Origin of the sequence: Streptomyces sp. WM4235 (genome assembly GCF_001279725.1) — a bacterium.
Classification (GTDB): Bacteria; Actinomycetota; Actinomycetes; order Streptomycetales; family Streptomycetaceae; genus Streptomyces.
Window position 1 is genome coordinate 109,744 of record NZ_LGDE01000068.1, and the last position, 19,911, is coordinate 129,654.

The 19,911-nt window shown below is 71.6% G+C and carries 20 protein-coding genes and 1 pseudogene; 17 read left to right on the plus strand and 4 right to left on the minus strand.

From position 1 onward, the window contains the following. Positions 1-6 precede the first annotated feature (6 nt). From ADK55_RS08250 to ADK55_RS08280, 7 genes are all read left to right on the plus strand, one after another. Positions 7-639: an MBL fold metallo-hydrolase gene (locus ADK55_RS08250; RefSeq protein WP_053676811.1), complete on the plus strand. Its 633-nt coding sequence runs from the start codon at positions 7-9 to the stop codon at positions 637-639. A gap of 30 nt (positions 640-669) precedes the next feature. After that, positions 670-1,449, plus strand: coding sequence for an exodeoxyribonuclease III (locus ADK55_RS08255; RefSeq protein ID WP_053676812.1), 780 nt, complete (start codon positions 670-672; stop codon positions 1,447-1,449). Between the two features lie 51 nt (positions 1,450-1,500). Beyond that, the gene (locus ADK55_RS08260; protein WP_053676813.1) at positions 1,501-1,941 is read left to right on the plus strand and encodes a DUF6278 family protein; all 441 of its coding nucleotides are present in this window, start codon (positions 1,501-1,503) and stop codon (positions 1,939-1,941) included. 107 nt (positions 1,942-2,048) lie between these two features. Then, on the plus strand, positions 2,049-2,792 hold the full coding sequence (locus tag ADK55_RS08265; protein ID WP_053676814.1) for an amino acid ABC transporter ATP-binding protein: 744 nt from the start codon (positions 2,049-2,051) through the stop codon (positions 2,790-2,792). Between the two features lie 10 nt (positions 2,793-2,802). After that, entirely contained in the window at positions 2,803-3,732 is a 930-nt protein-coding gene (locus tag ADK55_RS08270) for a glutamate ABC transporter substrate-binding protein (RefSeq protein ID WP_234349954.1), read from the plus strand. 19 nt (positions 3,733-3,751) lie between these two features. Then, positions 3,752-4,396 carry an amino acid ABC transporter permease gene (locus ADK55_RS08275; RefSeq protein WP_053676815.1) on the plus strand — a complete coding sequence of 215 codons (645 nt, stop codon included), beginning with the start codon at positions 3,752-3,754 and terminating at the stop codon, positions 4,394-4,396. After that, positions 4,393-5,277: an amino acid ABC transporter permease gene (locus ADK55_RS08280; RefSeq protein ID WP_053676816.1), complete on the plus strand. Its 885-nt coding sequence runs from the start codon at positions 4,393-4,395 to the stop codon at positions 5,275-5,277. The genes ADK55_RS08275 and ADK55_RS08280 overlap by 4 nt, the downstream gene beginning before the upstream one ends. A gap of 45 nt (positions 5,278-5,322) precedes the next feature. Here ADK55_RS08280 and ADK55_RS08285 read toward each other — a convergent pair whose 3' ends face one another. Further along, on the minus strand, positions 5,323-6,921 hold the full coding sequence (locus tag ADK55_RS08285) for a CocE/NonD family hydrolase (protein ID WP_053676817.1): 1,599 nt from the start codon (positions 6,919-6,921) through the stop codon (positions 5,323-5,325). 144 nt (positions 6,922-7,065) lie between these two features. Continuing rightward, positions 7,066-8,310 carry an Ig-like domain-containing protein gene (locus tag ADK55_RS08290; protein ID WP_420713605.1) on the minus strand — a complete coding sequence of 415 codons (1,245 nt, stop codon included), beginning with the start codon at positions 8,308-8,310 and terminating at the stop codon, positions 7,066-7,068. A gap of 477 nt (positions 8,311-8,787) precedes the next feature. Between ADK55_RS08290 and murJ the strand changes: the two genes are divergently transcribed. The 5 genes from murJ (at position 8,788) to ADK55_RS08315 (ending at position 14,500) form a co-directional block, all read left to right on the plus strand. Then, a complete protein-coding gene (gene murJ, locus ADK55_RS08295; protein ID WP_053676818.1) occupies positions 8,788-10,461 on the plus strand; it encodes a murein biosynthesis integral membrane protein MurJ in 1,674 nt (557 codons plus the stop codon). Positions 10,462-10,500: 39 nt separating this feature from the next. Beyond that, positions 10,501-11,184, plus strand: a complete 684-nt coding sequence (locus ADK55_RS08300; RefSeq protein WP_053676819.1) for a response regulator transcription factor — start codon at positions 10,501-10,503, stop codon at positions 11,182-11,184. An 8-nt stretch (positions 11,185-11,192) separates the two neighbouring features. Beyond that, on the plus strand, positions 11,193-12,644 hold the full coding sequence (locus tag ADK55_RS08305) for a sensor histidine kinase (protein WP_053676820.1): 1,452 nt from the start codon (positions 11,193-11,195) through the stop codon (positions 12,642-12,644). Beyond that, complete coding sequence (locus tag ADK55_RS08310) at positions 12,641-13,147, plus strand: hypothetical protein (RefSeq protein ID WP_053676821.1); 507 nt, start codon at positions 12,641-12,643, stop codon at positions 13,145-13,147. Before ADK55_RS08305 ends, ADK55_RS08310 begins: the two co-directional genes overlap by 4 nt. A 78-nt stretch (positions 13,148-13,225) precedes the next feature. Beyond that, complete coding sequence (locus ADK55_RS08315) at positions 13,226-14,500, plus strand: cytochrome P450 (RefSeq protein ID WP_053676822.1); 1,275 nt, start codon at positions 13,226-13,228, stop codon at positions 14,498-14,500. Here the strand turns inward: ADK55_RS08315 and ADK55_RS08320 are convergent. Next, positions 14,460-15,185: a hypothetical protein gene (locus tag ADK55_RS08320; protein ID WP_053676823.1), complete on the minus strand. Its 726-nt coding sequence runs from the start codon at positions 15,183-15,185 to the stop codon at positions 14,460-14,462. The two genes, ADK55_RS08315 and ADK55_RS08320, sit on opposite strands and share 41 nt — an antisense overlap. Before the next feature lie 113 nt (positions 15,186-15,298). Between ADK55_RS08320 and ggt the strand changes: the two genes are divergently transcribed. Then, positions 15,299-17,104: a gamma-glutamyltransferase gene (gene ggt, locus ADK55_RS08325; RefSeq protein WP_053676824.1), complete on the plus strand. Its 1,806-nt coding sequence runs from the start codon at positions 15,299-15,301 to the stop codon at positions 17,102-17,104. A 75-nt stretch (positions 17,105-17,179) separates the two neighbouring features. Here ggt and map read toward each other — a convergent pair whose 3' ends face one another. Beyond that, positions 17,180-17,947, minus strand: a complete 768-nt coding sequence (map, locus tag ADK55_RS08330; protein WP_053676825.1) for a type I methionyl aminopeptidase — start codon at positions 17,945-17,947, stop codon at positions 17,180-17,182. A 64-nt stretch (positions 17,948-18,011) separates the two neighbouring features. Here map and ADK55_RS08335 point away from each other — a divergent pair, with 64 nt between their 5' ends. The 4 genes and pseudogenes from ADK55_RS08335 to ADK55_RS08350 form a co-directional block, all read left to right on the plus strand. Then, entirely contained in the window at positions 18,012-18,263 is a 252-nt protein-coding gene (locus tag ADK55_RS08335) for a helix-turn-helix domain-containing protein (protein ID WP_053676826.1), read from the plus strand. Between the two features lie 187 nt (positions 18,264-18,450). Then, complete coding sequence (locus tag ADK55_RS38400) at positions 18,451-18,654, plus strand: hypothetical protein (protein WP_159041316.1); 204 nt, start codon at positions 18,451-18,453, stop codon at positions 18,652-18,654. A gap of 9 nt (positions 18,655-18,663) precedes the next feature. Next, positions 18,664-19,044 (plus strand): PPOX class F420-dependent oxidoreductase, encoded by a 381-nt coding sequence (locus ADK55_RS08345; protein ID WP_053676828.1) that lies wholly within the window; start codon positions 18,664-18,666, stop codon positions 19,042-19,044. Positions 19,045-19,089: 45 nt separating this feature from the next. Then, positions 19,090-19,911: pseudogene (locus ADK55_RS08350) on the plus strand (hypothetical protein); the annotation flags it as partial.

A 19,911-nucleotide genomic window follows, 5' to 3' on the forward strand; every position in this document is an offset into this window, starting at 1 on the left:
GGGATCATGAAGCTCACCAAGCGGCTCCACTCCTGCGTCCAGTTGGAGAAGGACGGGCGCGTGCTCGTCATCGACCCGGGCGCCTTCAGCGAACCCGACGCCGGCCTGGGGGCCGACGTCCTGCTGGTCACGCACGAGCACCCCGACCACTTCGAGGAGGGCCGGCTGCGCGCCGCCCTCGAAGCGAACCCCGCCGCCGAGCTGTGGACCCTGCGCAGCGTCGCCGAGAAGCTGGCCCCGGCCCATCCCGGCCGGGTGCACACGGTGGGGCACGGGGACGCCTTCACCGCGGGCGGTTTCGAGGTGCGGGCCTACGGCGAGCTGCACGCCGTGATCCACCCGGACATCCCCCGGGTCACCAACGTCGGGTTCCTGGTCGACGGTTCGCTCTTCCACCCCGGCGACGCGCTGACCGTGCCCGAGGCCCCCGTGGACACCCTGATGCTCCCGGTGCACGCGCCCTGGAACAAGGTCTCCGAGGTGATCGACTACCTCCGCGAGGTCAAGCCCCGGCGCGCCATCGACATCCACGACGCCTACCTCGCCGACCTGGCCCGGCCGATCTACGACCTGGCCCTGGACAACCTGGGCGGCACCGACCACGGCAGGCTCACCGCCGGGGAGGCCACGGACCTGTGACCGTCGGTGCCGGGCGGTAGGTTGGGTGGCATGCGTATCGCCACGTACAACGTCAATTCGATCACCGCCCGGCTGCCGCGCCTGCTGGCCTGGTTGGAGTCCTCCGGCACGGACGTCCTGTGTGTCCAGGAGACCAAGTGCTCCGCCGAGCAGTTCCCGCACGCGGAGCTCCGCGAGGCGGGTTACGAGGCCGCGGTCAACGCCACCGGCCGGTGGAACGGCGTGGCCCTGCTCTCCAAGGTGGGTCTCGACGACGTGGTGACGGGCCTGCCCGGCGGGCCCGACTACGAGGGCGTCCAGGAGCCCCGCGCCATCTCCGCCACCTGCGGCGGGGTGCGCGTCTGGTCGGTCTACGTGCCGAACGGCCGCGAGGTCGAGCACGACCACTACGGCTACAAGCTGGACTGGTTCCGCGCCCTGGCCGCCGCCGTCGCCGAAGATGCGGCCGGCCCCCGTCCGTTCGCGGTGCTCGGCGACTTCAACGTGGCGCCGACCGACGAGGACGTGTACGACCCGGCGGTCTTCGCGGGGCTCACGCACGTCACCCCCGCCGAGCGCGCCGCCCTGGAGGCGCTGCGCGAGGCCGGTCTCTCGGACGTCTTCCCGCGCGCGCTCAAGTACGACCGTCCGTACACGTTCTGGGACTACCGGATGCTCGCCTTCCCCAAGAACAGGGGCATGCGCATCGACCTGGCCTACGGGAACACCCCCTTCGTCAAGGCCGTCACCGACGCCTACGTGGACCGCGAGGAGCGCAAGGGCAAGGGCGCGTCCGACCACGCCCCGGTCGTGGTGGACCTGGACCTCTGATCCCTGCGCGCCCTGTGGCCGGCGGCGGATCCGGGTGCCAGGCTGGTTCGCATGAACATCCCCTTCCTGGACAACTGGCTGAACCGGAACGAGAAGGAACGGGGTGCGGGACTCGCCGCCGCCCTCGTGGATGATCCCGAGGGCGTCGCCGAGTTGTTCTCGGAGTGCGAGATGCTGCGCGCCCAGGCCCGCTCGGCAGGGCTCGAACTCGACGGGAGCCCGGCTTCGTTGGAGGCGCTCGACCAGCTGATGCCCCGCTGGCGACGGGATCCCGAGGCCGTGCCGTGGCTGGGCAACGACGCCGGCTTCTACCTCGGGACCGTGATCATCCGCACCATCCCGGGCACCGTCTGGCAGGTGTGGCCGAACGGGCAGCCGGTGATCCGGCTGGCCTCGGGCCGGGAGCTGAACGTGGTCGAGTCCGGGGTGTCGTGGGCGATGACCGGATCCCCGGAGTTGTCCCAGGCGTACGCCGAGGCCTCGGAGGGCTGATCTCCGGCGCCTTTATGCGGCATTTAGGCGTGTCGAGGCGAAGTGCCTTTCCACGGCTGGATAGTTTGCGCTGACCTCGACACACCGACAAGTGGGCAGGGCAGCGTATGGCCGTCGATCCGTTGATCGAGCTGCGGGACGTCAACAAGCACTTCGGGCAGTTGCACGTGCTCCAAGACATCAACCTCACCGTCGGCCGCGGGGAGGTGGTGGTGATCATCGGCCCCTCCGGTTCCGGCAAATCGACCCTGTGTCGGGCCATCAACCGGCTGGAGACCATCGAGTCGGGAGCGATCACGCTCGACGGGAAGCCGCTGCCGGCCGAGGGCAAGGAGCTGGCGGGACTGCGCGCCGAGGTGGGCATGGTCTTCCAGTCCTTCAACCTCTTCGCGCACAAGACCGTCCTCGCCAACGTCTCGCTCGCGCAGGTCAAGGTCAGGAAGCGCAAGAAGGACGAGGCCGACAAGCGCTCCCGCGAGCTGCTGGACCGGGTGGGCCTCGCCGACCAGGCCGAGAAGTACCCCGCCCAGCTCTCCGGCGGCCAACAACAGCGCGTGGCCATCGCCCGTGCCCTCGCCATGAGTCCCAAGGCCCTGCTCTTCGACGAGCCCACGTCGGCGCTCGACCCGGAGATGATCAACGAGGTGCTGGAGGTCATGCAGCAGCTGGCCGCGGAGGGCATGACCATGGTCGTGGTCACCCATGAGATGGGCTTCGCCCGCTCCGCCGCCAACCGCGTGGTGTTCATGGCCGACGGAAAGATCATCGAGGACCGCACCCCGGAGGACTTCTTCACCGCTCCCGAGAGCGACCGGGCCCGGGACTTCCTCTCCAAGATCCTCAAGCACTGAGGGGCCGGCCGTGACGCTCTCCCGTCGATCCCGTCGATCCCGCCTGCCCGGGGTCCTCCTCGCCCTCGCCCTGCTCGCCTCCGCGGTCGGCTGCGGCAAGGACGGCAGCCCACCCGTCAAGGGGCCCCAGCCGGAGGACCTGCCCACCTACAAGGTCGCCACCGACTTCACCCTGCCCGAGTCCCCGACCTGGCAGCGGGCCAAGAAGCGCGGGCACCTCGTCGTCGGCGCCAAGGAGGACCAGCCGTACATGGGGGAGAAGGACCCCGCGAGTGGCCGCTACTCCGGCTTCGACATCGAGATCGCCAAGATGATGTCCGCCTCCCTCGGCTTCGACCCCAAGACGATCGAGTTCAAGACGATCGCCTCCGCCAACCGCGAGACCGCCCTGCAGAACGGGCAGATCGACTACTACGTCGGCACCTACACGATCAACGACAACCGCAAGAAGCAGGTCGGCTTCGCCGGCCCCTACTTCATGGCCGGCCAGTCCCTCCTCGTGCGCAAGGACGAGAAGGACATCAAGGGCCCCGGGGACCTCGCCGGCAAGAAGGTCTGCTCGGCGGCGGGCTCCACCCCCTACCAGCGCCTCCAGAAGGAACACCCCGAGGCCGTGCTGGTCTCCTACGACACCTACTCCGTCTGCGTGGACAACCTGCTCACCTACCAGGTCGACGCCGTCTCCACCGACGACTCGATCCTCCTCGGCTACGCCGCCAAGGTCCCCGACGAACTGAAGGTCGTCGGCGAGCCCTTCTCCAAGGAGCCCTACGGGATCGGTGTCCCGCGCGGCGACAACGCCCTGCGCTTCGCCCTCGACGATGCCCTGGCGGAGAACGAGAAGAACGGCAACTGGAAGAAGGCGTACGAGGCCACGCTCGGCCTGTCCGGCGAGCCCGCCCCGACGCCACCACCCATCGATCGCTACCCGGCGAGCTGAGAGGAGCGGAGTCACCTCCATGGACGTACTCACCGAGAACTTCGCGATCTACGGCAAGGGATTCCTCGGGACCCTGCAACTCACCTTCTACGCCTCCCTCCTCGCCCTGGTCCTGGGCTTCGTGATGTGCTCCTTCCGGGTCGCGCCCGTCGGATCCTTCCGGGTCTTCGGCACGGTCTGGGTCACCGTGCTGCGCAACACCCCGCTCACCCTGCTGTTCTTCGCGGTGCTGCTGGGCCTGCCGCGCTTCGGCATCGTGCTGCCCTTCCAGCTCTTCGCGATCCTCGCGCTCGGCTGCTACACCTCCGCGTTCATCTGCGAGGTGCTGCGCTCCGGCATCAACACCGTGCCCAAGGGGCAGGGCGAGGCGGCCCGGAGCCTGGGGATGTCCTTCGACCAGACCCTCGGCACGGTGGTGCTGCCCCAGGCCTTCCGCTCCGTGATCCCGCCCATCGGTTCCACGCTGATCGCCCTCGCCAAGAACTCGGCCATCGCGGGCGCCTTCAGCGTCAACGAGCTGCTGGGCACCTACAAGACCCTCAACGAGCTGGGCTACAGCATCATCTGGACCTTCGTCTGGATCGCCGTGGGCTACCTGATCATCACCCTGTCCATCAGCGTTCTCTTCCACGTGCTCGAAAAGCGGTTCGGAGTCGCCCGATGACCGCGCACACGCTCCACGGGGACCTGGAGTCCAACGCCCTCTACGACATCCCCGGTCCTCGGGCCCGGCGCCGGCACTTCCTCTACGGGGTCGTCTCCACGGCGCTGATCCTGTTGGTGCTCGGCTGGATCCTCTACCTGCTCTTCGACACCGACCAGTTCACCGCCGCCAAGTGGACCCCCTTCGAGTACAAGGGCATCCAGGAACTGCTGCTCAGAGGGCTCGGAAACACCCTCAAGGCCTTCGCGTACGCCTCCGTGCTCTCGCTCGCGCTGGGCGCGGTGCTGGCCACCGGACGGATGTCGATCCACCGTCCGGTGCGCTGGCTCGCCACGCTGTGCGTGGAGTTCTTCCGGGCGATGCCCGTCCTGGTGATGATCTTCTTCATCTTCGTCGCGCTGAAGGTCCAGCCGCTGCCGGCGCTGGTGGCGGGGCTGACCCTCTACAACGGCTCGGTGTTGGCGGAGGTCTTCCGCACGGGGATCAACTCGGTCGAGAAGGGACAGCGCGAGGCCGCGTACGCCCTGGGCATGCGCAAGACCCAGGTGATGACCTTCGTCCTGGCCCCGCAGGCGGTCCGGGCGATGCTGCCCACGATCATCAGCCAGCTCGTGGTGGCCCTGAAGGACACCTCGCTGGGCTACCTGATCACCTACGAGGAGTTCCTGCACGCGGGCAAGCTGATCGCCTCGAACCTGGACTACGACCTGCCGTTCATCCCGGTCGTCATGATCATCTCTCCCATCTACATCGGCATGTGCATGCTGCTGTCCTGGTTCGCCACCTGGGTGGCGCGACGGCAGCGGCGCAATCCGAAGACCGAGGCGGTCACCGTCGCCCCGGCCGAACCGGGAACGGCGCTGCCGGGCGGACGCACGTAGTCCGCCCGCGGCCCGAAGAGCCAACCCGCCCGGCGGCAGCCGCGGTCACTGCTCGCGCAGCGGCACCGAGACGTACGAGGGATCGGTGCGCGGCGAGGAGAAGGTCAGCTGCGCGCCGGTGGGGTTGTGCTCGATGTAGAGCGGGTCGACGGTGTCCACGACCAGGGCGAGCCGATGGCCGGCCGGGACGTCGTAGGCGGTGGAGAAGAGGTCGAGGTCCACCCCGAAGGCCTGGTTGGGGGTCTTCCCGTGGAAGGTGTACGGGGCGTTGCTGACCAGCTTGCCGAGGCCGAGCGGGCCGACGTCGTAGAGGTAGGCGACGAAGGTGCCGTCCGCCTTGGTGGGCGTGACGGTGGTGTGCACCTTGACCGTGCCGCGGACCCTGCGGACAGCGTCGTGGCGGTCCGACTGCCAGACGGCCGCGAAGGCGCGGGGGAGGAGCGGGATGGAGGCGACCGGGGGCGCCTTGACGAACTGGTCGAGGATGCTGGAGAGGAAGAGGGTGCCGCCGTTGGCGCCGGAGTCGACGTTGGCGAACACGTGCTCGCTGTCGGAGAGCGGCAGCCGCTGCGTTCCGCCCGAGCCGACCGACTTCCAGTCGGGGTAGCCCTCGTAGCCTTCGGTGCTGCGGGACTTGATCTGTACCGGGGCCTCGGAGTCCACGCCGTTGCGCTCACCCTTGAGGTAGCGGTCGAACCAGCGGTGCGCGTTGGTCCAGGTGTCGTTGGGCAGCCCGAACAGGCCGGTGGCCTCGGCGGTGGCGTGGTCGCCGGGACGGAACTCCAGGCGCTTGGGGCCGGTCAGCTTCTCGAAGAAGTCCGCGTACTGGTTGGGCGGGAAGATGGTGTCCCCCCAGGCGTTGCCCAGCATGATCGCGGCGCCGTTGGAGTTGATGCGGTCCACCTCGTAGGCGGCGGAGCGCTTCTTGCCCCAGTCGATCATCTGCTGTTCGCGATCCAGCCGGGAGTCGAGGAAGTCGTCCAGGATCTGCTGGAGTTCGGGGCCGGGGCGGCCGGTGATCCGCCCGGCGACGCCGAGCATCCCGGCCGCCTGGCGGTGCTGGGTGCGGCCGGAGTAGATCGACTCGACGATGTCGGCCCAGCCGCTGAGCGCGACCACTGCCTTGATCCGGGGGTCGCGGGCCGAGGCGAGCAGGCTGATGCCCGCGCCGTAGGAGACCCCGCCGAGACCGACGCGTGCGGCGTCGGCCGGGGTGTTGGCGAGGGCCCAGTCGATGACGGCGGAGACGTCGGCGGTGTCCGCGGGACCGGCCGTCTCGATCTGCCCGCCGGAGAGCCAGAAGCCGCGGGAGGTGTAACTGACCACGACGTAACCGGAGTCGGCGAGCTTCTTGGCCTGCGCGACGTACTCGATCTGCGGCAGGCCCCAGCTGGTGGGCAGCACGATCAGCGGGTACTTCGCGCCGGCCCCGGCGCCCGCGGGAGTGAAGACGTTGCCCTTGAGGGTGATGCCGCCGGAGCCGGGGATGTCGTGGAAGCGCAGTTCCGACGAGGCGTCGGAGGTGGCGGTGGGCCCGGTGACGGGCGCCGCCTGGGCCTGGTGGGGGGCCAGGCCCAGGGCGGTCGCCGCGAGCACGGCCGCCACGGTCGCTGCGGCCGCCGCGGTGCTGGTGGTGCGGACCATCTGTCGCTCCTCGCGTACGCCGGTGTCAAAGTGACCCGACGGTAACGGGAGGGGCTTACCGTAGGTAACCCGTGGGTAAGTTACGTACGAGTAACGATTGGCTGAAGTTCAACGCACCGGCCCGCGGCGGAGGGTGTCGCGTGGTCAGCCGCTCTGCGGCGCGCCGTTCAGCGCGCTCTTGGCCTTCCACTCGTCCCAGGACAGGTTCCACTCGCCGTACCCGTTGCCGATGTCCGCACGCCCCTTGGAACCGCTGCCGACGACCTCGAAGGGATCCCCGACCTGCGCCTGCTCGTAGAACGCCGCCGCGTTGGCGTCGCTCATGCCCACGCAGCCGGAACTGGCGTTGGCCCTGCCGAAGTTGGCGCTGTTCCACGGGGCGGCGTGCGCGTACATGCCCGACCAGGTCAACCGCATCGAGTAGTCGACCATCTTGTCGTAGGAGTCGCCCAGGCCCACCGTCTGGGAATCCATCCGGATGGTGCCCTCCTTCGCCATCACCACCATGGTCCCGGACCAGGAGGCCTTCTGACCGCCCGGGGTGCCGGCCGAGATCGGAATGGTCTTCACGACCTGGCCGCCCTCGGTGACCGCCAGCTTCCGGGTGTCGAGATCCACCTTGATCCGACGGTCCTTTCCGATCTTGAACTCGGTGGAGTAGTCCTTGGCGAACAGTCCGCCGCCCGCTCCGGAGTCGACGCCGTTCAGGTTCATCTCGACCTTCACGTCGGTGCCGGACTTCCAGAACTCCTTCGGGCGCCAGTCCACCCGGTCATTGCCGGAATAGTCCTTGAACCAACCCCAGGAACCCTCGGTGTTGTTCGACGTGGTGACCTTCAGGTGCTTCTCCACCTCGGCCTTGTTCTTCACCGGGTTGTCGAACACGATCGAGACGGGCTGCGCCACACCCACGACCGGGGTGACCCTGCCCGGATTGATCGTGACCTTGTTCACCTTGTCGGCCGCGGACGTCTTGAAACGGGCTTCCGCGCTCTGGCTCTCCGCGTTCTGCGCCTCGACCCGGTACTCGGACCCCGGCGACGCGTTGCGCTCCGACGTCCAGGTCCGGCCGTCGGCGGCTATCCGGCCGGCCAGTTCACCGCCCTTGCCGTCCGTCACCTTCACCCGGGCGAGCCTGCCGTCCGCGACGGTCACCGTGACCGGTTGACCTGCCTTCACCTCGCCGCCCGTCAGGTTGACCGAGATCGCCATGGCGGCCTTCTCGCCCTTCCCCGGCTTGCCGTCATCGGCCCCGGCGGAACCGGAACCGCCCCCGCAGGCGGTCAGTGCGAGGGCCGCCAGCGCGGCGGCGCCGGCCAGAGCGGCGGTTCGACCGCGCGCCCGCGTGAGGTGACGGCGCGACAGGTCGATACGGCGTGTGCGGCTCAACGGAAACCCCTCCGAAGTAATGATCGTCCGTAAAGGGAGAGTGCGTGCGGGGGTCCCGGGTTGCGGATTTCGCGAGAAAGATCGGCCACGGGCATGTGACATGGACCGCAGCGAATCCGGCAACCGAATGCCGGTTCCCGATCGGGAACCGAGCGGCGGAATGGGCGGACGTCCTTCCGGGCCCGGGTGAAAGGACTTTCGGCCCTCACCTCACGCACCCCCCGGCTCCGGCGGACGAAGAATGCGCCGACAACGCGGCGGCCCGATTCCCGCCGGGTCCGCGGCCCCCTCGCCCCTCGCCCCACCCACCGGATCCGATGGGTACGACGCCCGCGGGGTACCCTCCCCCCTCGACCTCGGCGAACACACGTTCACCGCCGGTCGGATCGCCGAAGCACCAGGCAAGCGGGAGAGACCCTTGAACGGACACGACAGCACCGCGCGCGACCGGGCCCTCGCGGCCCCCCGTGCCCACCGGTGAGCGCCCCCACCGAGACGAGACCGGCGCCGGGCGGCGCTCCGGCGGCGCCCGCCAAGAGCTCCGTGCTGCGCAGCGGTGCGCTGATGGCCGCCGGTTCGATCGTCTCGCGCGCCACCGGCTTCGTCCGTTCCGCCGTGGTCGTCGCCGCGCTCGGAACCCACTTCCTCGGTGACGGCTACGCCGTCGCCAACACCATCCCCAACATCGTGTACATCCTGCTGATCGGCGGCGCGCTCAACGCCGTCTTCGTCCCCGAACTGATCAAGGCGGCCAAACGCCACGAGGACGGCGGCGTCGCCTACACGGACCGACTGCTGACCGTCTGCGTCCTCGCGCTCCTCGCGCTCACCGCCGCCGCGGTCCTCGCCACGCCGTGGATCGTCCGGGCCTACGCGCCCGCCGGCTACAGCGCGGCCCAACTGGACACCACCGTGGCCCTGGCCCGGTTCTGCCTCCCGCAGATCCTCTTCTACGGGCTGTTCACCCTGCTCGGGCAGGTGCTGAACGCCCGGGGCCGGTTCGGGGCGATGATGTGGACCCCGATCCTCAACAACCTCGTCCTCATCGCCGTCTTCGGTTTCCACCTGTACGTGTCCGTCGGCGGGGACGAGGTGCTGAGCGCGTCCGAGACCCGACTGCTCGGCATCGGCACCACCGCCGGCATCGTCGTCCAGGCACTCGCCCTGATCCCGTCGCTGCGCGCGGCCGGCTTCCGCTGGCGCCCCCGCTTCGACTGGCGCGGCAGCGGCCTCACCCGCCCGCTGCGCAACGCGGGCTGGCTCGTCGCCCTGGTCCTCACCAACCAGTTCGCCTACTGGGTCGTCACCCTGCTCTCCACCACCGCCGGTCAACTGGCCGACGACTCCGGGGTCGCGGGCGGCGCCGGCTACGTCGCCTACAGCAACGCCTACCAGCTGTGGGTGGTGCCGCAGGGCATCGTCACCGTCTCGCTGGTCACCGCCCTGATGCCCCGGATGAGCGCCTCGGCCTCCGACGGGGACCACGCCGCCGTCCGCCGCGACGTCTCGTACGCACTGCGCTCCAGCGCCGCCCTCGTCGTGCCCGCCGCCGCGATCTTCGCCGCCCTCGCCCCCTGGGTGACGGCGAGCGTCCTCCAGTACGGGCAGGTGGGGCCCGCCGACAGCGAGGTCATCGCCGGCATCCTCATGGCCTTCGCGCCCGGCCTGGTCGCCTTCTCGGCCCAGTACGTGCTCGCCCGCGGCTTCTACGCGCTCTCCGACACCCGGACCCCGTTCTTCCTGAACCTGGTCATCGTCGTGCTCACCGCGTCGCTGGCCTACACCGCCCACGCCCTGCTCCCGCCGCGTTGGGTCGTCACCGGCATCGCCGGCGCCACCTCCCTCGCCTACCTGGCGGGCGCCGCGGTCACCGCGTACGCCCTCGCCCGCCGGCTGGGCCCGCGCGCGGAGACCCCCGCCGGGGCCCGGACCACGGCGCTGCGCACCCACCTGCGGCTGCTTCTGGCCTGCGTGCCGGCGGCGGCCGCCGGATACGGGGCGGCCCTGGCGTGTGACGGGTTCGGCAGATTCGCCGCCGTCGGAGCGGGAACCGCGGCGCTCGCCCTGGTCGTCATCCTTCTCGCAGGGCCGCTGCGCCTGACGGAGATCACCGACCTGCTTGAATCCCTCCGCCGGAGAACGGGCCGGTAGGGGGAGGAAGGCACCCGAACCGCACTGGATACTGATCGGATGCCACGCGTACTGCTGATCGAGGACGACCCTTCCATCCGGGAAGGGGTCGCCCTCGGCCTTCGCCGCAGAGGCCACGAGGTGAGCACCGCCGAGACCGGGGAGGACGGCCTGGCCCTGATGGCCGGCTTCCGCCCCGAGCTGGTGCTCCTCGACCTCATGCTGCCGGGCATCAACGGAGTCCAGGTCTGCCGTCGCATCCGTGAGACCAGCCAGGTCCCCGTCATCATGCTCACCGCGCGCGGCGACGACTTCGACATCGTCGTCGGCCTGGAGGCGGGCGCCGACGACTACGTCGTCAAGCCCGTCCGCACCGAGATCATCGAGGCCCGGGTCCGGGCCGTGTTGCGGCGCCTGGTCGCCCCGACCGACGGCCGCGCCGGGATCGAGCTGCACGGTGAGCTCGCCGTCGACCGCGCAGGTCTGACCGTCGCGAAGAACGGCACGCACGTCCCGCTGGCCCCCAGCGAACTCAAACTGCTGCTGCACCTGTCGGCCGCCCCCGCGCAGGTCTTCTCCCGCCGGCAACTGCTGGAGTACGTGTGGGAGCACAGCTACCACGGTGACGCCCGCCTCGTAGACGCCTGCGTCCGGCGCCTGCGCCACAAGATCGAGGACCCGGACGCCGCCCCCCGCTACATACAGACCGTGCGGGGCTTCGGCTACCGCTTCGGTCCCCTCTAGGGCGCCCGGTGGGACGCATCGCCCCGCTCGGCCTGCGGACCCGGTTGATCGCCGCCTTCCTGCTGGTCGCCGCGATCTGCGCGGTGACCACGGCCGCGCTGACGTACCAACAGGCCCGCACCGCGATCCTCAAGCAGACCCAGGACACCGCCGTCAGCACCCTGCGCGACCAGATCGACAACCAGGCGGTCCAACTGCCCTTCGACCGGCCGCAGCTCCAGAGCATGGTCACCGAACTGGGCCGGCGCGGCAAACCCCACTCCTGGGTGGTGTACGGCGAGTACGGCGACCTGAAGGCGACCTCGAACAACCCGGGCGGCCCCCTCGCGTCACCCCTCGTCGGCGAGGGGTTCCGCGAACAGATACGCCACACCCGCTCGGGCGCCTTCCAACGGGTCCGGGACGGCGAGGGCAACGCCATGCTCGCCGTCGGGATGCCCGCCGTCTTCGTCCACGACGGGTCCAACCGACCCACCGGCGCCGTCTTCTACGCCGTGATGCCCCTGAACACCGAGGAGCAGACCGTCAGCGCGATGGTCGACGCCGCCCAACAGGGCGCCGTCCCGGGCCTGGCCATCGCCGTCGTCCCCGCCCTGCTCGCCGCCCGCAGCGTACTGCGCCCCGTACGCCGACTGCGCACCGCGGCCCAGCAGATGGGCCGGGGACAACTGGACACCCGGATCGAGGTCAGGGGAGCGGACGAGCTCGCCGGACTCGCCCGGACCTTCAACGAGACGGCCGGCGCGCTGGAACGCTCCGTGGAGGAACTGCGGCAGGCCGAGGTCCGCGCCCGCCGGTTCGCCTCCGACGTCTCCCACGAACTGCGCACCCCCCTCGCCGGGATGCTCGCCGTCACCGAGGTGCTCGACGAGGACGCCGAGAGCCTCGACCCCGACACGGCCAAGGCCCTGCGGCTGATCAGCGCCGAGACCGGCAAACTCGCCGTGCTCGTCGAGGACCTCATGGAGATCTCCCGGTTCGACGCCCGCGCGGCCGAGCTCAACCTCGACGACGTCGACGTCGCCGAGGCCGTGGGCAAGACCCTGGAACGACGCCACTGGGACGACGACCGGGTGAGCGCCGAACTGCCCCCGCGAGTCCGTGCCCGGCTCGACCCGCGCCGCTTCGACGTGATCCTCGCCAACCTCGTCGGCAACGCCCTGCGGCACGGCGGCGCCCCGGTCCGGATCACCGTCACCGCCCCGCCCCGCCCCGACGGCGACCGCCTGGTGATCGAGGTGGCCGACAGCGGGCCCGGCATCGCCCCCGAGGTACTGCCGCACATCTTCGACCGGTTCTTCAAGGCCGACGCGGCCCGGACCCGGTCCGCCGGCAGCGGCCTCGGACTCGCCATCACCCTGGAGAACGTCCGTCTGCACGGCGGCACCCTGCACGCCGCCAACGGCGCCGACGGCGGGGCCGTCTTCACCCTCGACATGCCCCTGGAGGCCCGCGCGTGACCCCCGTACGCAGGGCCGTCGCCATCCTGGCCGCGCCGCTGACGCTGCTCACCGCGTGCGGGATCAAGGACACCCCCGTCGTGGAGATCGGCCGGCCCGGGGTGCTCACGGTCGCCGCCCCGCCCGACGCCGGCCTGCTGTACTTCGTCCTGCCCGACGGGCGCCTCGCACCGGTCCCGATCGCCGACGGGCCCGCGTACGGGCCGGGCGCCATGATCACCCTGTTGATGAACGGCCCCGACCCCGCGGCGAAGGCGGTCGGGCTGCACACCGAACTGCCCTCCTCGAACGCCCCGGGCAAAATCGACGGACGCCCGCTGACGCAGATGACCGGGGAGAGGTCCGTCCGGGTCCGACTGCCGTTCCCGGTGCGACCCCTGTCCGAGGCGGCCCGCCGCCAGGTGATGTGCACCGTCGTCTCCTCCGCCGGGATCCCGGCGGACGCCGAGGTCACCCTGGCCGGCCCCGACAGCGTCCTGGCACCCGATCACTGCGGGTTCTAGGAGGTCCCCTCGGATCGTGTCGCGCCGTCGGGTTCCGTCCTCTTGCGAGGCACGCGCCCCGACCGGCACCGTGACCCCATGGCCCCCGCCCCCACGCACGGCGACGCGGACGTCCCCGACGTCTTCGACCCCCGCCTGTACGCCGAAGACATCCCGTACCGGCGCTACCGGCTGCTCCGCGACCGGCACCCCGTCGCCCGGCAGGCCGAACCGGAGGTCCTCGGCTGGCCCGCGGGACCCGGCTTCTGGGCCGTCACCCGGCACGCCGACGTCGTACGGGTCCTGCGCGAACACGCCACGTACTCCTCGTGGCTCGGCGCCACCCAGATCCGCGACCCCGACCCCGCCGACCTGCCCTTCCTGCGCCGCACCATGCTCAACCAGGACCCTCCCGGGCACGGCCGGCTGCGACGGCTCGTCGCCCGCGCCTTCACCCCCGCCCGCGTCGACGCCTTCGCGGGCCGGGTGCGCGAGCGGGCCCGGACGCTGCTGCGCGCCGCCCGCGAAGGCGCCGAGGACGGGACCGCCGACCTGGTGTCCGCGGTGACCGACGAGTACGCGCTGCTCAACCTGACCGACCTGATGGGCATCCCGGCCGCCGACCGCGGCCTGCTCCTGGAGTGGACCGTACGGGTCATCGGCTACCAGGACCCCGACGACACCCCCGCACCGCTGCTCGGCCCGGACGGGAAACCCCTCAACCCCCGCTCCCCGGCACTGCTGGGCGAGATGTTCGGGTACGCCCGCGAACTGGCCGCCCACAAGCGGGCGCATCCGGGCGACGACGTGATGACCGCCCTCGCTGAAGCCGAACTGGAGCCGGCCGAACTGGAGATGTTCTTCTTCCTGTTGACCGTCGCGGGCAACGACACCGTACGCAGCGCCGCGCCCGGCGGCCTGCTCGCCCTGGCCCGCGACCCGGACGGCTATCGACGGCTCGCCGCGGGCGACGTGCCCATGCACCGGGCCGTGGACGAACTCCTGCGCGTCCACCCGCCCGTGCTCAGCTTCCGCCGCACCGCCTCCGTGGACACCGAACTCGGCGGGCAGCGGATCCGCGCCGGAGACAAGGTGGTGGTCTTCCACGCCTCCGCCAACCACGACGAGCGGGTCTTCACCACACCCGAACGGCTCGACCTCGGACGCGCGCACAACCCGCACGTCTCCTTCGGCGACGGACCACACGTCTGCCTGGGAGCCCACTTCGCCCGGCTCCAACTGCGCATCCTCTACGAGGAGTGGCGCACGCTGATGCCCCCGCCCGAGTCCGCCGGGCCGCCGCGCCGGCTGGTCTCGAACTTCATCAACGGGATCACGCGGCTGCCGATGCGGGTGTCCGGGCCGACCGGGTGACATCCGCCAACAGTTCCGCCACGTCCGGCCCGTAGGCGTCGGAGTTGACCACCTTGAGCACGACGCAGAAGGAGTCGCCGCCGAACTTGCGGGCCAACTCGCGGTGATTGCGCGCCAGATAGCGGGCGCCCGCCTGGTTGCTGATCGCGGTCTGTCCGGAGATCAGGAACACGGGCCTGGTCCCCGGTCCCGTCGTCAGCCGGGCCAGCACCACGTGGTCCACCAGGCCCTTGTTCCAGCGGTACGTCTCGTCGCCGACGACGATGGCGCCGCGGTCGGGACCCGCCTCCGTGCTGACGTCCACCCGGATGCCCGGCAGCATCGACCCCAGGTGGGCGGCCGTCCGCGCGTTGGAGACGGGACCGCCGACACAGAACTCGGCCCGCTCTCCGAAGCCTTGGCGGACCGTGTCCTGGGAGACGATCTGAAGGTTCGCGCCGCAGTCCTTGATCAGGGCGGATATCTCCAACAGCGCGAAGGCGTCGTTGCGATGCACCGACCCCTCGGTGCCACCCATCTGTCGGCCGACCACGAACAGACAGTCGGAGCCCGAGGGCAGCCCGAAGAAGGCCTGCTTGCGGCGGAGCGTGCGGCGCCACAGGTAGGTGCGGGCGAACCAGCCGAAGCCGCCGCTGATGGCCGTGGCCATCACGCCGAGCACGATGTTGCGCACGTCGTCGTTCATGGCGCGGATGTTAACCCGAGCGAGGCCGTCCTGACGCGGGGGGCGCGGTGAAGTTAGAGTGCCGGCCTGGGCCTGTGGCACGGGGTCTGACAGGCCGTCGACTGGAGGTACGGATGCGTCGTCCCGCCGCACGTCAATGGGCGCTGGTCGCCCTCGTCGGAGCACTGGTGTCCACCGGGGCGGCGGCGCCACCGTCGGCGCCGGCGGGCGGTGCCCCCGCGAAGGTCCCGGTGGCCGTCGGCCACGGCGGTGCGGTGGCCAGCGTCGACGCCGACGCCAGCGCCGCCGGCATCGCCGTCCTGCGCTCCGGCGGCAACGCGGTGGACGCGGCGGTCGCCACCGCCGCCGCGCTCGGCGTCACCGAGCCGTACTCCGCCGGGATCGGCGGCGGCGGGTACCTCGTGTACTACGACGCCAAGACCCGTCGGGTGCACACCATCGACGGTCGGGAGACCGCCCCGGCGACGGCGGACGCCGGCCTGTTCCAGGAGAACGGCGTCCCCATCCCCTTCGCCGAGGGCCAGACCAGCGGGCGCGGGGTCGGCGTCCCCGGCACCCCGGCGACCTGGAAGAGCGCCCTCGACGCCTGGGGTTCGCGGCCACTGGGTCAACTGTTGCGCCCGGCAGAGAAGTTGGCCCGTGAAGGGTTCGCCGTGGACGCCACCTTCCGGGCCCAGACCGAACTGAACCAGGACCGCTTCAAGGACTTCCCGGCCACCGCGAAGCTCTTCCTGCCCGGCGGCTCCCTGCCGGTGGTCGGCTCCACCTTCAAGAACCCCGACCTCGCCGCCACCTACGCCGAACTCGGCCGCAAGGGCACCGGGGCGCTCTACCGGGGCCCGATCGCCGAGGACATCGTGCGGGCCGTCCGCAAGCCCCCGGTGGACCCCGCCGCCACCCGCGTGGTCCGCCCCGGCGACCTGACCACCGGCGACCTGCGCGCGTACGCCACCAAGCGGCAGGCCCCGACCCGGGTGGGCTACCGGGGCCTGGACGTCTACAGCATGGCCCCGTCCTCCTCGGGCGGCACCACCGTCGGCGAGGCGCTCAACATCCTGGAGCGCACCGACCTGGGCTCGCTCTCCGAGGCGCAGTACCTGCACCGGTTCATCGAGGCGTCCCGGATCTCCTTCGCGGACCGGGGCCGCTGGGTCGGCGACCCGGCCGCCGAGGACGTGCCGACGCGGGAACTGCTCTCGCAGCGGTTCGCCGACAGCCGCGCCTGCCTCGTCAAGCCCGGCCAGACGCTGACCAGCCCGCTGGCCCCCGGCGACCCGCGCAATCCGGTGCCCTGCGCCACCACGGGCAAGGCCGCCCCGACCACGTACGAAGGGGAGAACACCACGCACCTGACGGTCGCCGACCGCTGGGGCAACGTGGTGTCGTACACGCTGACCATCGAGTCCACCGGCGGCAGCGGGATCACCGTCCCGGGCCGAGGCTTCCTGCTCAACAACGAGCTGACCGACTTCTCCTTCGCCCCGGCCGCCCCCGGCGTCCCCGACCCGAACCTGCCCGGCCCCGGCAAGCGACCGCGTTCGTCGATGGCCCCGACCATCGTGTTGGAGCACGGCCGACCGGTGCTGGCCGTGGGCTCCCCGGGCGGTGCCACCATCATCACCACCGTGCTGCAGACCCTGCTCGGACACCTGGACCGCGGACTGCCGCTGGTCGACGCCATCGCGGCGCCGCGGGCCAGCCAGCGCAACCAGACGACGACCGAGCTTGAGCCGGGCCTGTGGAACAGTCCGGTGCGCGCCGAACTGGAGGCGATCGGCCAGGGGTTCCGGCAGAACCCGGAGATCGGCGCCGCCACCGGCGTGCAGCGGCTGCCGGACGGCCGCTGGCTGGCCGCGGCCGAGACCAGCAGGCGGGGCGGCGGCGCGGCGATGGTCGTCAACCCGCACGGCCGCCCGTAAGCCGTCTCTCGCGGATCGTGCCGGTGCCACCGGCCCCCGCGGATCGTGCCGGGCCGCGGGGGCCGGCCCGGCACGTCACGGGGTGGTCAGGATCCTGGGGCCGCCGGCGGTGATCGCGACCGTGTGCTCCGCGTGCGCGGCGCGACTGCCGTCCACGGTCCGCAGGGTCCAGCCGTCGGCGTCGCAGGTGTAGTCGTCGGTGCCTCCCGCGATCACCATCGGTTCGATCGCGAGGACCATGCCGGCGCGCAGCCTCATGCCGCGCCCGGCGGGACCCTCGTTGGGCACGCCGGGATCCTCGTGCATGGAGCGGCCGATGCCGTGCCCGCCGAACCCGTCCGGTATGCCGTAACCGGCGCCGCGGCAGACCGTGCCCACGGCGTGGGCGATGTCGCCGATCCTGTTGCCGGGCACGGCGGCGGCGATGCCCGCGGCCAGCGCGGCCTCGGCGGTCTCGATCAGTCGCAGGTCGGCCGGGCGGGCCCGGCCGACCGTGAAGCTCACCGCGGCGTCCCCGGCCCAGCCGCCCAGCTTCGCGCCGAAGTCGACGCTGACCAGGTCCCCGTCGCACAGCCGGTATCCGGTCGGGACGCCGTGCACGATCGCGTCGTTGACCGAGACGCACAGCACGGCCGGGAAGGGCACGGGCGCGAACTGCGGCCGGTACCCCAGGAAGGGGGAGGTCGCGCCGGCCTCCCTGAGCACCTCGCGGGCCACCGCGTCCAGCTCCAGCAAGGAGACCCCGACGTCGGCGGCCTCCCGCGCCGCCGCCAGGGCCCGCCCCACGACCCGGCCGGGAGCGCGCATTTCCTCGATGTCTCGGTCCGTCTTCAATTTCACCATGCCAATAACTATACCGGTATAACTTTAACGGGATGAAAATTGGGTCCCGGGGTAGGATGACCGCATGGTCCGAACCCCCCTCACCCCCGAAGAGCGCGAGCGCGGCGAACGGCTGGGCGCGCTGCTCCGCGAGGCGCGAGGCCCGCGCAGCATGGTCGAGATCGCCGCGAGCGCCGGTCTCTCCGCCGAGACGCTCCGCAAGATCGAGACGGGTCGCGCGCCGACGCCCGCCTTCTTCACCGTGGCGGCCCTCGCCGGCGCCCTCGGCCTCTCCCTCGACGACGTGATGCGGCGCTGCGCCTTCGTGCCCGTCTGAGTTCGCGCCCGCCCGGTTCGCCTCCGCCGGGGCCGGCCGCCTGGTCGAGCGGGTGTCGGCGGGTGCCGTCGAAGGGGCGACGAGGATACGCCTGATCGGCCCCGCGGGCCTGTCGTTCGAGCGGGACGATCGGCCGAACGGCCCAACGGGCGGTGGGGCCCGCGGGGCGCGGGGCAAGCGTGAGGGCGTGTCAGCCACGAACGCATCGAAGCGACTCGGATTCGGACTGCTCGGCGCCGTCCTCGCGAGCGGCCTGCTGCTCGCGGCCTGCGCCGTACCCGAGGGCCGAGCCCGTGTCGGGGATTCGGGGGAGGCGGTCTCCCGCCACCCGGGCGCCGTCGCCGTTCACGACCCGCTCCCGGCCCGGCCCGATCCGCGCGAAACCCCCTAAGCTCGGGGCATGAACTTTGAGGAGCTCGGCCGGGGCAAGTACGTCAGCCTCACCACCTTCCGTAAGGACGGCACCCCCGTCGCCACCCCCGTCTGGGCGGTGGCGGACGGGGGCGAGCTGTACGTGTGGACGCGCAGCGACTCCTGGAAGGTCAAGCGGATCCGCAACAGCGGCCGGGTCACCGTCAGCCCCTGTGATGTGCGCGGACGTGTCCAGGAAGGGGCTCCCGCACTGCCGGGCGAGGCGCGGTTGCTCGACGAGGCCGGGCTCAAGCGGGTGCGCGGGCTGATGATGCGCAAGTACACCTGGCAGTTCTGGTTGGTGGACGTGCCCGCCACCGTGGTGCGTCGCGGCAAGCGCCCGCACACCGCGATTGCCGTCAAGCTTTGAGGCTCCTGTAGTCCGCCTGTAACACGGGTGGGATCCAATGCGCCCATGGAGACGGCGACTTCGCTGCTGATCGCTCAACTCGCTGAATATCTGCGCGGGTTGACGCGGAGACTGGATCCCGGGGCGGGCTGGTACGGGGAGTTCCTGCGCCGGGACCCCGACGGGATGCGGGCCTGCCTGGACGGAGCCGCGATTCCCCCGTGGGACGTGGTGGAGTCCCTGCTGGGTGATGCCGGGGCCGTGGCCGGCGAGGTGGAGTACGCGGCCCGGCTGCGCGGCGCCGCCGCCGGGGCCTGGGACCGGGCCCCGGGCGGCGCGGGTGAACTGCGGACCCTGCTCCGTACGGCCGCCGCGCAGCGGGAGGCCTCGGAGGCGGCGCTGCGCAGCCTGACGGCCAGGCCGGCCGGCACGCCGGACCCGGTGGAGGCGGCCGCGCTGGCGCGGGAGGTGGCCTGGACCCGGGACGACGCCGCCCGGGCGGCCGGGCGGCACGAGGACCTCACGGCCCGGCTCGCCGCGCTTCCGATGAACCCGGCCGAGGTCCGGGAGTGGACGCGCTCGGACACCGCGTCCCCCGCCATGGCCGGTGAACCCCTGCCCGGGATGCCGCGGCGGCGCCCGGCGGCGCCCGCCCCGGTCGTCGAGGCGCCGCCCGGACCACCCACCCCGGAGCGGACCCGCCAAGCCCCGGCCGCGGAGGCGACCGCCGCCCCGGCCGACGGTCCGTACGGCGCCCCGGCCGACGATCCGTACGGTGAGGCGGCCCGGGGTCCGTACGGCGCGCCGGCCCCCGACCCGTCGCCCGGACCCGGCCGAGCCCCCGACGCGCCCCCGCCCCCGGGCCCTGCCGCTGCCGTGCCCCCGGCC